This is a genomic window from Rathayibacter sp. VKM Ac-2857 (assembly GCF_013205025.1).
Taxonomy (GTDB): Bacteria; Actinomycetota; Actinomycetes; order Actinomycetales; family Microbacteriaceae; genus Rathayibacter.
In genome coordinates this window covers 649450-663559 of sequence record NZ_JABMLE010000003.1, presented here as the reverse complement: position 1 = coordinate 663559, position 14110 = coordinate 649450, and the positions used below count along the sequence as shown (strand labels likewise).

Genomic DNA, 14110 nt, shown 5'->3' with positions numbered 1-14110 from the left:
GCCGGAGAACGACGTCGACCCCGGATGTTCATCCACCCCCTCTAGGGTGACGTCACTCAGGACCGGTCCGCCGGCGCTGGACCGGATCCGGTTGCCGCGATCCCGCGAGGGGTGCCGGCCGGCAGTCGCCTCGCCCGTTGGCGGTCGCTCCCTCGAGGCCGCACGACCGCGGCTGGAGTCAGCATGGCGCACCCCCTCTCCCCCACGCAGCACCTCCCCTTCCCGCACGGCAGCGGCACGACGGTCGGGATGCTCTCGACCTTCCCGCCCACCCGCTGCGGCCTCGCGACCTTCGCGCAGTCGCTCGGCGACGCCCTGACGGCGGAGCACGGCGCGACGATCCGCACCGTCCGCGTGATGGACGAGCTCGCCGTCCCCGGCTCGGCCGTCGGCCGGACCGTCGCCGCCGAGCTCGTGGCGGGCGACCCGGCGAGCATCGCGTACGCCGCGGCCGAGCTCAGCCGGACGGACGTCGCCGTGATCCAGCACGAGTACGGCATCTACGGCGGCCCGGACGGCGACGAGGTCCTCGCGCTGATGGAGCAGCTCACGGTCCCGGCGATCGTCGTCCTGCACACCGTCCTCGAGACGCCGAGCGACACGCAGCGCTCGGTGCTGGAGCGGGTCGCCGCCCTCGCCGACGCGGTCGTCGTGATGACGGCCGTCGCCGCCGAGATCCTCGAGCGCCGCTACGCCGTCGACACCCGCAAGGTCGGCGTCATCGCCCACGGCGTGCCGGTCTGGACGGGCAGTGCCGAGCGCACCGCCGCTGCCGCCGACTCGAGCGCCACCGCGCAGATCATCACCTGGGGCCTGATCGGCCCCGGCAAGGGCATCGAGTGGGGGATCCGCGCCACGGCACTCCTGCGCGACGCGGGGGTCGACGCCCGCTACACGGTGTTCGGGCAGACGCACCCGAAGGTCGTCGCCTCGCACGGGGAGGCGTACCGCGAGTCGCTCGCCGCGCTCGTGGCCGAGCTCGGGCTGGAGCAGCAGGTCGTCCTCGACGGCCGCTACCTCGACCCGGCCCAGCTCGCCGCCGCGGTCGCGCAGGCCGACGCGGTGCTGCTCCCCTACGACTCCCGCAATCAGGTCACCTCGGGCGTGCTGGTGGAGGCGCTCGCCGCCGGCCGCCCGGTCGTCGCGACCGCGTTCCCGCACGCGCTCGAGCTGCTGACCGCGCACCGCGGCCGCACCGTCGCGCACGAGGACCCGGCCGCGATGGCCGACGCCCTGCAGCAGGTGCTCGCCGACACCACGGTCGCCGTGCCCGATCTCGACGTGCTGTCCGGCAGCACCCTGTCCTGGCCCGCCGCGGCCGGCCGCTACCTGGACCTGGTCGAGCGGCTCCGGGTGGAGCGGGCGGCGTGATCTTTCGAGCGGAGGGCGCTGCGCAGGTCCTCTCGCCCGCGCTCCCCTACTCCCACCTCGACGCGCTCACCGATGCCGGCGGGCTCTTCGAGCACGCGCTGCTCGACGCGCCGCGGCGCGAGCACGGCTATTGCGTCGACGACGTGGCGCGCGCGCTGATCGTGGTGGCGCAGGAGCCGGAGCAGTCCGAGGTGACGCGGAGGCTGACCGAGCAGTACCTGCGCTTCCTCGAGCGCGCGACCGCCGCCGACGGCACGGTGCGCAACCGGGTCTCGGCCGACGGCGACTCCCCGGAGGAGCCGTCGCTCGGCGACTGGTGGGGCCGCGCCGTCTGGGCCGCCGGCGTCGTCGCGGCGCGGGCGGAGCTGCCGCTCACCCGGCACCGCGGGTCGCGGCTGTTCCAGCGCCTCGCCGCGCGGCGCTCGCCGCACCTGCGCGCGATGACCTCCGCCGTGCTCGGCGCGGTCGAGGTGCTCGAGGCGCATCCGGAGAGCGCCGCGGCCGCGCAGCTCGTCGCGGACGGCTCGGCGCTGCTGCACGACGCCCCGCCCCTTCGGATCACAGCGGCCGACTGGCCCTGGCCCGAGCCGCGGCTGCGCTACGCGAACGGCTGCGTCCCGGAGGCGCTGCTCGCGGCCGGCGCGGCGCTCGGCGACCCCGTGCTGCTCGCCCGCGGCTTCCAGCAGCTGGCGTTCCTGCTCGCGCTCGAGTCCGGCGAGAACGGCCTGTCGGTCTGCGGAGTCGCGGGCCGCGGCCCCGGCGAGACCGGCGCGCTCTTCGACCAGCAGCCGATCGAGGTCGCGGCGCTCGCGGCCGCCTGCGCCCGCGCGCTGACGATCGAGGAGGACCCGCTCTGGCGCGACGGCCTCGCCGCGTGCTGGGCCTGGTTCGGGGGCGTCAACGACTCCGGGACCGTGATGATCGACCCGGTCACCGGCGCCGGCTACGACGGCTTGACGCCGACCGGCCGCAACGAGAACCGCGGCGCGGAGTCGACCATCGCGGCCCTGCACACCTCGCTCGTCGTCCGCCGCGCGGAGCTCGCGCAGGCGGCCGCGGCGTGACCGCTGTTCTGAGCGGCCTGCGCGTCGGGATGCTCGCGCCCGTCGCCTGGCGCACCCCGCCGCGGCACTACGGGCCGTGGGAGCGGGTCGCGAGCCTGCTCACCGAGGGCCTGGTGCGCCGCGGAGTCGACGTGACGCTGTTCGCGACCGGCGACTCCGTGACCGCGGCGCGCCTCTCGAGTGTCGTGCCGGAGGGCTACGCCGAGTCCGGCGCGGACGGCCGCGTCCAGGAGTCGCTGCACATCGCGCACGCGCTCGCCCGCTCGCGCGAGTTCGACCTCGTGCACAACCACCTCGACTGGCTGCCGCTCGCGCTCGCGGCGCAGTGGCCGGTGCCGCTGGTGACGACGGTGCACGGCTTCTCCGGCCCGGGCATCCTGCCCGCCTACCGCGAGGCGCTGCGGCACCCGCTGACGGCGACCCTGGTCTCGATCTCGGAGAACGACCGCTCGCCCGAGCTCGACTACGTCGCGACGGTGCACCACGGGATCGACCTGTCGGAGCTGCCGTATTCAGGTGTTTCGGGTGAGGACCTGGTGATCCTCGGCCGCATCCACCCGGACAAGGGCACGGCGGAGGCGGTGCGCATCGCCGCCGCCGCGGGCCTGCGCCTCGTGATCGCGGGCATCGTGCAGGACGAGCGCTACTGGCGCGAGGAGGTCGAACCGCACGTCGACGGCGACCGGGTGGTCTACGCCGGCTCGGTCGGGCCGGCCGAGCGCGCGGCGCTGCTCGGCTCGGCGGTCGCGCTGCTGCACCCGATCGGCTTCGACGAGCCGTTCGGCCTCTCGGTGGTCGAGGCGATGGCCTGCGGCACCCCCGTGATCGCGTACCGGCGCGGCTCGATGCCCGAGATCGTCGACGAGGGCGTGAGCGGCTTCGTCGTCGAGTCCGCGGCGGAGGCGGTCGCCGCGGTGCCGCGCGCCCGCCTGCTCGACCGCGCGCTGGTCCGCGAGACGGCCGTCCGCCGCTTCGCCGTCGAGCGCATGGTCGACGACTACCTCCGCGTGTACGCCCGGGTGCTGGGGCGCTGACCCCCCTCGCGAGATGCCACTTATGACGCGATTCCTCGGCGTGTCGGGCTCATAAGTGGCATCTCGCGCGGAGGGTGTCGGGGTGCCTCCGATCGCGATCCGCCCCTACGCCGAGTCCGACGCCGCCGGCACCCTGGCCGTCTTCCTCGCCGCCGTCACCGAGACGGCCGCCGCCGACTACTCCCCCGAGCAGATCCGCGCCTGGGCCGGCGAGCGCGACGTCCCGACGTGGCATCTCGCGATGCAGGCGCGGAACGCCTTCGTCGCCACCGTCGACGGCGAGCTCGCCGGCTTCTCGGACGTCAGCGTCACCGGGTACATCGACATGATGTTCGTCGCCCCGCGCTTCCTCCGCCGCGGCGTCGCGACCCGCCTGCTCGCCGAGGCGGAATCGCAGGCGCCCACCGCACCGGAGCTGTCGGCCGACGTGAGCATCACCGCGCGCCCCTTCTTCGAGCGCCACGGCTTCGTCGCGGTCGCCGAGCAGCACCCGGTGCGCGCGGGCGTCGAGCTGGTGAACTGGCGGATGGTGAAGCGCCGCGGGTGAGCGCGGCGCGGATCAGGCGCCACCGGCCACCGGTCGGACATCGACACGTCTATCGTCCGTCCATGCGAGTGGGCGTCTACATCGATGGGTTCAACCTCTACTACGGAGCACGCCGGATCTGCGGCCGCGGCACGACGGGGTGGCGCTGGCTCGACCTTCGCGCGCTCGCCGCTGGCCTCCTCACCGGTCCCGGCGCGGGATGGGGTGCGGTATCGAGCACGCGCATCGTCTTCTGCACCGCTCGCGTCAGCGGGGCCTATCATCCGCAGGGGCAACGCGATCAGGACACCTACCTCCGCGCACTGCAGCGGCACGGATCCATCGACGTCCTTGCTCTCGGAACCTATGTCTCGCGGGTGGCGACCGCTCCACTCGCGACACCGGACAGACGCGGCCGCCCAGTCCTCAGCACACCCTCCTGGCCGCTGATGATCAGGGGCCAGGACGGTGCCGACGCCCCGGGCGCCACCTTCATGGCTTCGATCGCCCGACGAGAGGAGAAGGGATCCGACGTCAACGTCGCCTCGCACCTTCTGATCGATGTGCTGGAACGCTCGGTCGACGCCGCGGTCGTTATCAGCAATGACAGCGATCTCGAGTTCCCGATCCGCGAAGCGCGTCGTCGGGTACCGGTCGGGGTGGTCAACCCCACTCCCGCCTACCGCGCGGGCGCGCTCGCGGGAGAACCTGACGAGGGTGCGGGCGGCCACTGGTGGTACGAGCTGACCGACCACGATCTTCGGAGTTCGCAGCTCCCCGAGCGGATCGACAGGCTCTCCCGACCGGACGATTGGTGACAGTCCGGCGCCACGTCACCGCCCGCAGGCGGCGTTCGGCTATGATTTTCGAATACCACCCGGCCCCTCTGGGGCCGGGTTTTCTCTTTGTCCCGATGGGACGGCGTCAGGCCGTCTCCGGCGCCCGCAGCGTCTGCGGCACCAGGCCCTCGGCCGCCAGCAGTCGGGCCGCGCCGAGGGTCGCCAGGTCGTCGCCGTGCGCGCCGATCAGCTGCGCGGCGAGCGGCAGGCCCGAGGTCGCGCCGAGGCCGATCGGGAGCACCGTCGACGGGCCCATCGCCAGGTTCGCCAGGCAGCTCCAGCGGCCGATCGCCCGGCAGTCGGCCTCGGCGAGCGGGAACGCGGGCGGCGCGAACGGCACCACCGGCGCGAGCACGACGTCCACCGCGGCGATGGCCCGCTCCCACTCCGCGCGCAGCCGCAGCTGCTCGTCCCAGTCGGCCCAGACCTGCGCGATCGGAGCACCGGAGCCGCCGGGGTAGGCGATCTCGTGCAGGACCAGCCGGTCGAACAGGGCCTCGGCCTCCGCGGTGCCGAGCACCGACGGCCCGAGATCCACCACCGTCACCCCGGAATCGCGCAGCCGGTCGGCGAGGCCGGCGAGCGCCGCTTCCGTCTCGTCGTCGACCGGCGCGCTCTCCTCCGCGAGCCACAGGCCCACGGTCAGCTCGCTCAGCCGCGAGAACCGCGGCTCGGGCAGGGCGAGCCGCCACGGGCCGGAGGAGACCGACCCGGCGAGCACGGCGAAGAGCGCCGCGGTGTCGTCGGCGCTGCGGGCGATCGGCCCGGCGGCGGAGGCGGACGGCTCGAGCCGGGTGCCGACCGGCCAGGGCAGGTGCCCGCGCTTGGAGATCACTCCGCTGCTCGGCCGGTGCCCGCAGACGCCGTTCCACGCGGCCGGCACGCGGATCGAGCCGGTCAGATCGCTGCCGAGGTCGCCCCAGGACAGCCCCGAGGCGACCGCCGCCGCGGACCCGCCGGAGGAGCCGCCCGCCGTGAGCTGCGCGCCCCACGGGTTCACCGCCCGGCCGTGAAGTGCGCTCGCGGTATCGAACGAATCGAGGAACGGCGGCACGGCCGTCTTGCCGAGGATCACGGCGTCGGCGGCCCGCAGCGCGGCGACCGCCGGGGCGTCCGCGACGGAGCGGTGCACGCTCTCGGCCGTGCCGACGCTGCCGTCGAACCCGGCGACGTCGAACGAGTCCTTCACCGTGATCGGGACGCCCGCGAGCGCCCCGAGCGGCTCCCCCCGCCGGCGGCGCTCGTCGACCGAGGCGGCGGCGCGGAGGACCGCCTCCTCGTCCCACGCCACGACCGTGCCGGACTGCGCCGCGACGGCGGCGAGCCGGTCCGCGGCGACCTCGACGGCCGACACCGCCCCGACGGCGAGCGCGGCGCGCAGCTCGGCGATGCTCCCGACGCTCACGCCCCGGTGCTCACGGTGCTCGTCGGGCCGCTGCTCGCGCCGGGGCTGGTCATGGGGCTGGTCATGCGGGCGCCTCTTCCGTGATCACGACGGCAGGCTCGGCTCCCGTGTCCGACGACACTATCCGGCAGCGCGTCACCGTCCCGCTCGGCCGGGTTCCGGGCTCGTGGACGCTCGGCCAGCAGTCCGTCGAGGCAGGCACGCCGAACGCCCCCCGACAGGGGGACCCTCTGCCGCTGCCCATTGCCGAGGCGGCGGCCGTCTCGCTAGCTTTCGAGCACCGATCCGTTCCCCTGTCGACCCCGACACCCCCGCCCGCGATGCCGCGGCCGCGAGGGAGGAGGGATCGCGCCGAGGGACCGGAGCGGCCCGATCCGCCCTCTCGAGAAAGGCGACACGATGTCGTCATCGCTCCACCTCTCCTGCACGCCGACCGCCGCGGTGGTGGCACTGTGAGGGCCCCGCGCCGCTCACGGGTCGCCCTGATCGCCGCCGCGGTGATCGCCGGCACGGTCGGCCTCACGCCCGCCCTCAGCGCGGCCGCCGCTCCGACCGCCTCGACGGACGTCACCTGCACCGACGGCGCCCCGGTCAGCGCCGTCGTCGCCGGCGACACCGGCGGCCCGGTCGCCGGCACGGGGGCCACGACCCTCGGACTGGCCGTCAACGGCACGACCGCCGACCAGACGACCGTTCCGGCGACCGGCGGCCCGTTCGCCTTCGACCCGGTGCCCGTCAAGACGGGCGACAGGCTCGTCGTCTGGGCCGGCAGCTCGGCCAACGTCCAGTACAGCTACGACGTCACCGCCGCGTCCTGCGACGACGGATCGACGCCCACGCCGACCCCGACCGCCACCGGCACGCCGACCGCGACGCCCACGGCCACGCCGACCGCGACTCCTACCGCGACGCCCACGGCCACGCCCACCGCCACTCCCACGGCGACCCCCACCGCCACGCCGACCGCGACCCCCACGCCCGGTGGCCCCGTGGTCGTCACCCGCATCGCGGGCGTCGACCGCCAGGACACCGCTGCGAAGGTCTCGGCCGCGACGTTCAAGGCGAACGTGCCGGTCGTCTTCATCGCCACCGGCGGCAACTTCCCCGACGCCCTCGCCGCGGCACCCGCCGCCGCGAAGCAGAACGGCCCGCTGCTGCTGGTCGACCAGGACTCGATGACGCAGCCGGTCCGCGACGAGCTGCGCCGCCTCAAGCCGAGCAAGATCGTCGTCGTCGGCTCGAACCTGAGCGTCAGCGACCGCCTCGTGACCGAGCTCGCCGCCTACGCGAAGACCGGCGAGGTTCAGCGCATCGGCGGCGTCGACCGCTACGACACCGCGGCGAAGCTCGTCGAAGCCGCCTTCCCGAAGGGCTCCTCGCAGGCGTGGCTCGCCACCGGTGAGAAGTTCCCCGACGCCCTCGCCGCCGCAGCCGCAGCCGGCTCGGTCCGGGCGCCCGTCCTCCTGGTGAACGGCGGACTCAGCGCCGTCGACGACACCACCCGCTCCCTGGTGCAGGGCCTCGGCGTCAAGAAGCTGACGATCGCGGGCGACCCCCTCTCGGTCAGCACCGGCATCGAGAACTCGTTCCGCATCACGCCGATCCGCATCGGCGGCGTCGACCGCTACGACACCTCGGTCCAGCTCAACCGCGCCGCCTTCACGGCCGCGTCGACGGTCTACCTCGCCACCGGCGAGAAGTTCCCCGACGCCCTCTCCGGAGCGGCCGCCGCCGGCTTCACCCGCAACCCGCTCTACACGGTGAAGCCCGACTGCGTCCCCCAGCCCGTCCTCGACGACATCAAGAGCCTCGGCGCCACCAGCGTCGTGCTCCTGGGCGGCACCGGCACCCTCTCCGACGGAGTGGCGAGCCTGACGGCCTGCCGCTAGCCGCCCGCCTCCACTCGGCCGCTCACCCGGCCGCTCACTCGCCCGAGAAGGCTCGTTCTCCACCCCGAGAACGAGCCTTCTCGGGCGATTCAGTTACACAGCGGCGTGGAGGCGGACCTCGTCCTGGTAGTCGAAGTGCGTCTTGACGACGTCCGAGACGTCGATGTTCTGCAGCTTGCTCGATGCCGGACTCATGCCGACGAGACCTGCCGCCGTCTCGCCGCCCTGTGCGGTCCGGTAGACGTACTTCAGGACGGCGTCGTTGAGCGAGTGGTAGCAGTAGACCGCCTCGTCGACCGCGGCGGTCAGCGAGTCCCAGTTGTTCTTCGCTCCGATGGCGGCGCCGAGCAGGTGCGCGGCTTCGATCCGCGGCCGGCCGGGCTTGGTGCCGAGCGCCTGAGCGGCGACGACCATCAGCCGTGCTCCGAGACTGTGCCCGATGAGCACGTAGGACTCGGCGTCGGTCCGGGCCAGGAGATCCCCGACGATGACGCCGGTCTTGTCCGCCCGGCTCTTCGCGACATGCCAGGGGTTCTTGAGGAGATCAGCGGCGATGAACGCCGGACCGACGATGTTCCCCAGGAATCTTGCGCCGGCCTTAGTGCCGATTGCTGCGGCCGCCTTGACGAGCCCGAGCCCGCTGACCTTGCCGGCGACTCCCGCAAGGAGGTCGCTGAGGTCGTCGAGCTCCTTGGAGCCCCAGTGAACCCGGTAGACAGGCGAATCCGGGTAGCGCGCGTCGACGATCGCCTTCCACCCTCCCCACTTCTCGCTCTTGCCGTCGGTGAGGAAACCGTTGGCGACGATCACCGGAACTCCGCCCTTGCCGGGCCGGAGCAGCTCGATCCGGAACGACTTGTCCTCTCGGAGGTAGGCGTTCGACACCGATGCGCCCAGCGCTCCTCCGACCGCCGCACCGACCGCAGTGACGACCGCAGTGCCACCGGCCATTCCGAGCCCGCCGGCGGCGAGGGTGCCCCCACCCAGCAGGGCGAGGCCATGGGAGCTCGCGGCGGCGCCGGACAGGCCGCCGAACACTCCGAGCGAGCCCAGCGCTCCGCCGATCGCGGGCGCGGCGACGAGAGCGAGCGGCGCAGCGACTCCGAGAGCGACGACGCTTCCGACCGCGATCTTCGAGATCGCGTCGAGGTCGGGCTTCTCGTACTTCAAGAACTCCTCGTAGTCGTGAAGCTCCCCGAAGGAGCCCTGGGCCTTCTCGAAGCCCGGGATCTCGCGCTTGTGCTCCGCGCAGAACTGCGGGACGCGGAGGGCACCACGATCCCGGACCGCCATGTTGTCGCAGCCCGGAGCCATGCACGGGAGGGTCGGAGAGCCGCAGCCCTGGCAGACGTAGACCGGGAGCTGGCCCGCGGGTCGATTCGACTTCCGGTGCTCCGTGTGGAAGAAGCAGGACGAGCACCAGCCGCGCTCCACCGTCAGGAGCGAGACGTCGTCGGCGACGTCGGCGATCCACTGGGCCGTCCTGGCGTACTCGTCCGCGCGCTTCTCCGCGGTCTTGCGCTCGATCTCCAGCACCTTCAAGGCGGCCTTCTGCTCCGCAGGATCAGCGATGCCGAGTGCCTCCAGATTCGATGCCGTCCGGGCGGCGTGCCGGGTCTTCGCAAAGGCCCACATGTTGCTGCGGAGTGCGGGATTGCTCTCCAGCACTCCGCCGCTCTCAACACTCGGCTCGAGATCGGTGTAGTCGCCGATCAGAGAGAGCGTCGCTCCCTGATCCGACCACATCCACTCGGAGACGCGATCCTTCGACGATGTGGGAATGCAGTGAGCCGGGCATGATCCGATAGTCGCACAAGCATCGGACAAACAGTTCCGCTCCCCTTACGCTCAGACCTATGACTGCCGCCGCCAGCTGGTATCCCGACCCCTCCGACCCTTCGCTCCTCCGCTATTGGGACGGCACTGCCTGGACGGAGCACACCCATCCCGTCGCACCCGCCGAAACGACGGCGAATCAGCAGTCCGCCTCTCGCCGCGAGATCCGGCAGGCCGAGCAGAACGCCGTGGAGAGCCGGCGCGCGCCGGCCGCGGAGGCGACGTCGGAGAGCACCCCGGACATCCCGTTCTTCGGAGCGAGAAAAGCGGCGAAGGAGCTCGCAGCGCGTGTCGCCGAACTGGAGCGCGCTCAGCAGCGCTACGGACTGCTCGAGTTGACGGAGCTCGACGCGGAGAAGAGCCGCCGGCGTGCCGAGATCGCCGAGGAGCAGGCTCGGTGGCAGAACGACGTCGCGACCCGCGCCGCCCAGGACGAGGCGCGCGCGGCCGCGTCACGCGCGGTCCTCGAAGAGATAGAAACGCATGTCGCTCGCCGGCGCCGAGAGTTCGAGGAGCTCGCGGACCAGATCATCGGCGTCCGTCAGACGGTCGACATCCAGGAGCTCGGCCTCTACGACTACGAGCATCCCGCCGAGGCATCGGCAGACCTCGCGACGCGACTGGAGGTCGTCCGCTCCCGCATCAAAGCGGCGATCCGGGACAAGAGAGCCGCGCGGGCGTCGAGCGCCTTCACCTTCAACAACTCCCAGGCCCAGGGAAAGCGGTTCGTCAGCGACATGACGAAGATCCTCCTGCGGGCGTACAACGCCGAGGCGGAGAACTGCGTGAAGACGGTCCGTGCGGGCAATCTCGCGGTCGCGCAGGCGAGGCTGAGCAAGGCCGCGGAGATGATCGAGCGTCAAGGATCGATGATCGCGCTCACCATCGATCCCGAGTACCACCACCTGAGGCTGACCGAGATCCAGCTCGCGAATCAGCATCTTCAGGCTCTGCAGCGGGAGAAGGAGATGGAGCGCGCTCGTCGGGAAGAGCTGCGCGAGCAGCGCAAGGCGGAGCAGGAACTGGCGCGCGAGCACGAGCGGCTCGATAAGGAGAAGGCGCACTACACGGCCACTCTCACCGCCCTGGAGGCCAACGGCGATCTGGAAGGCGCTGAGAGACTCCGCGCGAGGATCGCGGATGTCGATCGAGCGCTCCACGATGTGGACTACCGCGCTGCGAACATCCGGGCGGGATACGTCTACGTCATCTCGAACAGGGGCGCGTTCGGCGATCGGATGGTGAAGATCGGCATGACGAGACGCCTCGAGCCGATGGACCGGGTGAACGAGCTCGGTGACGCCTCGGTACCGTTCCGGTTCGATGTCCACGCGCTGTTCTTCGCGGACGACGCGGTCGGAATCGAGACGATGCTCCACCAGACGTTCTCGGACAAGCGCGTCAACCGCGTCAATCTCCGGCGCGAATTCTTCTACGTCACTCCCGAAGACGTCCTCGGCGTTCTCAAGGCACACTCCGTCGAGATCCTCGAATTCCGGACCGACGTCGCCTCGGAGGAGTATCTCGCCAGCGTCCCGGCCGTGACCACCGCCTGATCCGCCCCTGACCCCCCTGTCCGCTTCCGGACACGTCCGCAAGCGGCTCTTCCGCCGACGCCCGCGCGGCGCCAGACTCGACCGACCCCTCTTCGCCCGCGGCAGCGCCACTCCCGCACCCACCTCAGGAGCCCGCCCGTGAGCACGAGCGCACCCCAGGCCTCCGCCCCGGCCGAGGCCGACGAGGCCGAGACCGCAGACGGCCGGACCGCCGCCGCCGCGTCCCGGCGCCCCCTCCGCGCCTGGCTCAGCGAGGGCTCCTACGGCCCCACCGACCTCACGCGGCGCGGCGTCCTGCTGGTCGTCGTGTCGTTCCTCGCGGTGCTCGTGCCGGTGGTGACCCTCACCCTGCTCGACGTCGACTCGCACGTGTCGCTCAAGGTCTGGATACTGGCCGTCACCGTGATCGCGCTGCTCGGGGCGCTGCTGCGCGTCGTCGCCGACATGCGGCCCGGACCGCGCAGCGACCTCGACCGGGCCGGAAAAGCGGTCGGGGCGGTCGCGGCACTGTTCACCGCGCTCGCGGTCATCATCGACTGGAGCCTGCTGCACCTCTGAGCAGGCCCGGCGGCTCAGCTCTCGGGCAGGAACCGCACCGGCAGCTCCGCGACGGACAGGCCCGACTCGCTCAGCACCCGCTCGATCGCGGCGTGCTCGCTCGCGGGGGCGGTGACCTGCACTTTGTCGACGCCGTCGCTCTGCGTGCCGTCGCTGCTGTCGTAGTAGGCCGTCACCCCGTGCCGCTCCAGGAGCTCCGCGAGCACGGCGGCGTAGCGCTCCTGCTCCCCCGGCCCGACCATCGCGCTGAGCCGGGAGCCGCTGATCTCGACCGGGCGATCGGCGGCGACCCCGGCGGCGGCGCGGAGGTCCTCGGCGTGCGCGACGAGCGGCAGGAGGGCGTCGACCTCCGCGGGCTCCTCGATCGCCAGGAGCGAGAAGCGGCCCGCCTCGCCGTCGGCTCCGTCCCAGACGGCGGCCTGCAGGTCGAGACCGGCGACGACGTCGTCGAGGGGGCCGAGGAGACCGGCGGGATCGAAGCCGAACTCGGGGCAGCTGCCCGCGCCACCGGGGTCCTCCCACGAGCCGTGCACGGAGACCGCGTTGCCGCCGTCGGTCCGCACGCGGAACGACCAGGCGACGTGGTCGGCGTACTCGGTGGAGCAGGCGGTGTCGAGCACGGCGGGGAGGCTCGCCTCGTCCACGTCGAGAGCGATCAGAGACGTCGGGTCGAGGAAGACCGGCGCCTCGACCCAGCGCGCGGACTCCTGCACACCGACTCCGGGGACGCTCGCGACCTCCGCCGTCAGCCGGTCGAAGCCCGGATCCGCACGGGGGAACTGCGTCTCGCTGACCGTCCAGGAGAAGAGCGTGACGCCGCCGACGACGACCGCGACCGATCCCAGCGCCGCGAGGGCGGGCCCCCACCACTTCGTCATGCGACCAGGCTCGCTCGTCGCGGGCCGGGACACCAGAGCGGAGGGCGACGGTCTCGCGAACGCCGGACGAACGGGCGCCGGACGAATGCATGCCGCCGGGCAGAATGGGACGGTGCCGCCCACACCTTCCGACCCGCGCGACGACCTGCCCGGCGACGGCCGCGACGAGACCGAGAACGAGCGGCTCGACCGCAACTGGAGCGAGATCCTGCAGGAGCTGCGGGTCATCCAGACCGGCACGCAGATCCTGACCGGGTTCCTGCTCGCGATCGCGTTCCAGCAGCGCTTCGAGGACCTCGACCGCTTCCAGACCGACGTCTACCTGGTGCTGATCAGCGGCTCGGTGCTCGCGACCCTGCTCGGGCTCGCGCCGGTCAGCCTGCACCGCGAGCTGTTCCGCCGCCGGGCGAAGCGGACGCTGGTGCGCGCGGCGGACGTCCTGCTGCGGCTGACGCTGATGGCGGTGGCGCTCGTCCTCGTGGGGACGGTGCTGCTGATCTTCGACGTGGTGACGACGCGACCGCTCGCGATCACGATGGCATCGGTCACGGCGGTGCTGATCGTCGGCATCTGGCTGGCGCTGCCGTGGCGGATCCGTCGGCGCAGCTAGGCGCACGGCGATCGCCGCTGGGTGGATCTCCTAGGAAAGATCACCTAGTACGTATGGGAGAACCATGCTGATCGAGTAGCCCGCGGAGCGGGCGTATCGAGATCCACCACCCTCAGAACGCAAGTCTGCAGACCCGCTCTGCTGGTGGTGGCGGGTCTCGATACGCCCCTGCGGGGCTACTCGACCAACATGACGCGGCGCAGCCGCGTCCTTTCCCTCACCACCGAGACGCGAAGCGGCTCCGCCGCTCGATACGCCCGCTCCGCGGGCTACTCGATCAGCAGGAGGCGTGGCGAGCAGGGCGGCCGCTCGCCGGCGACGGCTCAGCGGTAGACGCTCCACTCCTTCTTCATCACGCGGGTCTCCTCGCCGTTGACGGCGACGATCCAGGCGCCGTCGGTCTTCGCCAGCACGCGGCCGCGGAGGTACTGCGGCTCCCAGCCGTCGGCCCGGTGCACCCACTTCACGAAGCGCGCGAACCGCCCCGGCATCACGTCGTCCCTGGACATCTCGTCTCCCCGTCGTCGGAGGCCGCGGCGGAGTC

General features: G+C 72.4%; 13 protein-coding genes. 9 read left to right on the top strand and 4 right to left on the bottom strand.

Features of this window, described 5'->3' with window-relative positions; genetic code table 11:
- Positions 1-183 precede the first annotated feature (183 nt).
- The 5 genes from HQQ86_RS16635 (at position 184) to HQQ86_RS16615 (ending at position 4813) form a co-directional block, all read left to right on the top strand.
- On the top strand, positions 184-1371 hold the full coding sequence (locus HQQ86_RS16635; RefSeq protein ID WP_216845573.1) for a glycosyltransferase: 1188 nt from the start codon (positions 184-186) through the stop codon (positions 1369-1371).
- Positions 1368-2435 carry a glycosyltransferase gene (locus HQQ86_RS16630; RefSeq protein WP_216845572.1) on the top strand — a complete coding sequence of 356 codons (1068 nt, stop codon included), beginning with the start codon at positions 1368-1370 and terminating at the stop codon, positions 2433-2435. Before HQQ86_RS16635 ends, HQQ86_RS16630 begins: the two co-directional genes overlap by 4 nt.
- Complete coding sequence (locus tag HQQ86_RS16625; RefSeq protein WP_367948695.1) at positions 2432-3469, top strand: glycosyltransferase family 4 protein; 1038 nt, start codon at positions 2432-2434, stop codon at positions 3467-3469. The genes HQQ86_RS16630 and HQQ86_RS16625 overlap by 4 nt, the downstream gene beginning before the upstream one ends.
- Before the next feature lie 82 nt (positions 3470-3551).
- Positions 3552-4016, top strand: a complete 465-nt coding sequence (locus tag HQQ86_RS16620; protein WP_173289337.1) for a GNAT family N-acetyltransferase — start codon at positions 3552-3554, stop codon at positions 4014-4016.
- Positions 4017-4078: 62 nt separating this feature from the next.
- A complete protein-coding gene (locus HQQ86_RS16615) occupies positions 4079-4813 on the top strand; it encodes an NYN domain-containing protein (RefSeq protein WP_173289336.1) in 735 nt (244 codons plus the stop codon).
- A 106-nt stretch (positions 4814-4919) separates the two neighbouring features.
- Here HQQ86_RS16615 and HQQ86_RS16610 read toward each other — a convergent pair whose 3' ends face one another.
- A complete protein-coding gene (locus tag HQQ86_RS16610; RefSeq protein WP_173289335.1) occupies positions 4920-6239 on the bottom strand; it encodes an amidase family protein in 1320 nt (439 codons plus the stop codon).
- A 452-nt stretch (positions 6240-6691) separates the two neighbouring features.
- Between HQQ86_RS16610 and HQQ86_RS16605 the strand changes: the two genes are divergently transcribed.
- Positions 6692-8128: a cell wall-binding repeat-containing protein gene (locus HQQ86_RS16605; protein ID WP_173289334.1), complete on the top strand. Its 1437-nt coding sequence runs from the start codon at positions 6692-6694 to the stop codon at positions 8126-8128.
- Positions 8129-8221: 93 nt separating this feature from the next.
- On the opposite strand, the gene HQQ86_RS16600 is transcribed toward HQQ86_RS16605, so the two are convergent.
- On the bottom strand, positions 8222-9874 hold the full coding sequence (locus HQQ86_RS16600) for a DUF726 domain-containing protein (protein WP_173289333.1): 1653 nt from the start codon (positions 9872-9874) through the stop codon (positions 8222-8224).
- Positions 9875-9984: 110 nt separating this feature from the next.
- Here HQQ86_RS16600 and HQQ86_RS16595 point away from each other — a divergent pair, with 110 nt between their 5' ends.
- Together HQQ86_RS16595 and HQQ86_RS16590 are read left to right on the top strand one after the other, a co-directional pair.
- Positions 9985-11520 (top strand): DUF4041 domain-containing protein, encoded by a 1536-nt coding sequence (locus HQQ86_RS16595; protein WP_173289332.1) that lies wholly within the window; start codon positions 9985-9987, stop codon positions 11518-11520.
- Between the two features lie 138 nt (positions 11521-11658).
- Positions 11659-12078, top strand: a complete 420-nt coding sequence (locus HQQ86_RS16590; protein ID WP_173289331.1) for a hypothetical protein — start codon at positions 11659-11661, stop codon at positions 12076-12078.
- A 14-nt stretch (positions 12079-12092) separates the two neighbouring features.
- Here the strand turns inward: HQQ86_RS16590 and HQQ86_RS16585 are convergent, their stop codons facing one another.
- Positions 12093-12956, bottom strand: a complete 864-nt coding sequence (locus HQQ86_RS16585) for a hypothetical protein (protein WP_173289330.1) — start codon at positions 12954-12956, stop codon at positions 12093-12095.
- Positions 12957-13068: 112 nt separating this feature from the next.
- Between HQQ86_RS16585 and HQQ86_RS16580 the strand changes: the two genes are divergently transcribed.
- On the top strand, positions 13069-13566 hold the full coding sequence (locus HQQ86_RS16580; RefSeq protein ID WP_367948694.1) for a DUF6328 family protein: 498 nt from the start codon (positions 13069-13071) through the stop codon (positions 13564-13566).
- Between the two features lie 323 nt (positions 13567-13889).
- On the opposite strand, the gene HQQ86_RS16575 is transcribed toward HQQ86_RS16580, so the two are convergent.
- Complete coding sequence (locus HQQ86_RS16575; RefSeq protein ID WP_148059211.1) at positions 13890-14075, bottom strand: hypothetical protein; 186 nt, start codon at positions 14073-14075, stop codon at positions 13890-13892.
- Positions 14076-14110: the final 35 nt, after the last annotated feature.

Coding starts and splice junctions, on each gene's coding strand:
- HQQ86_RS16600 (WP_173289333.1), bottom strand. CDS start 9,874: ATGTGGTCGGATCAGGGAGCGACGCTCTCTCTGATCGGCGACTACACC.
- HQQ86_RS16595 (WP_173289332.1), top strand. CDS start 9,985: ATGACTGCCGCCGCCAGCTGGTATCCCGACCCCTCCGACCCTTCGCTC.
- HQQ86_RS16635 (WP_216845573.1), top strand. CDS start 184: ATGGCGCACCCCCTCTCCCCCACGCAGCACCTCCCCTTCCCGCACGGC.
- HQQ86_RS16585 (WP_173289330.1), bottom strand. CDS start 12,956: ATGACGAAGTGGTGGGGGCCCGCCCTCGCGGCGCTGGGATCGGTCGCG.
- HQQ86_RS16615 (WP_173289336.1), top strand. CDS start 4,079: ATGCGAGTGGGCGTCTACATCGATGGGTTCAACCTCTACTACGGAGCA.
- HQQ86_RS16575 (WP_148059211.1), bottom strand. CDS start 14,075: ATGTCCAGGGACGACGTGATGCCGGGGCGGTTCGCGCGCTTCGTGAAG.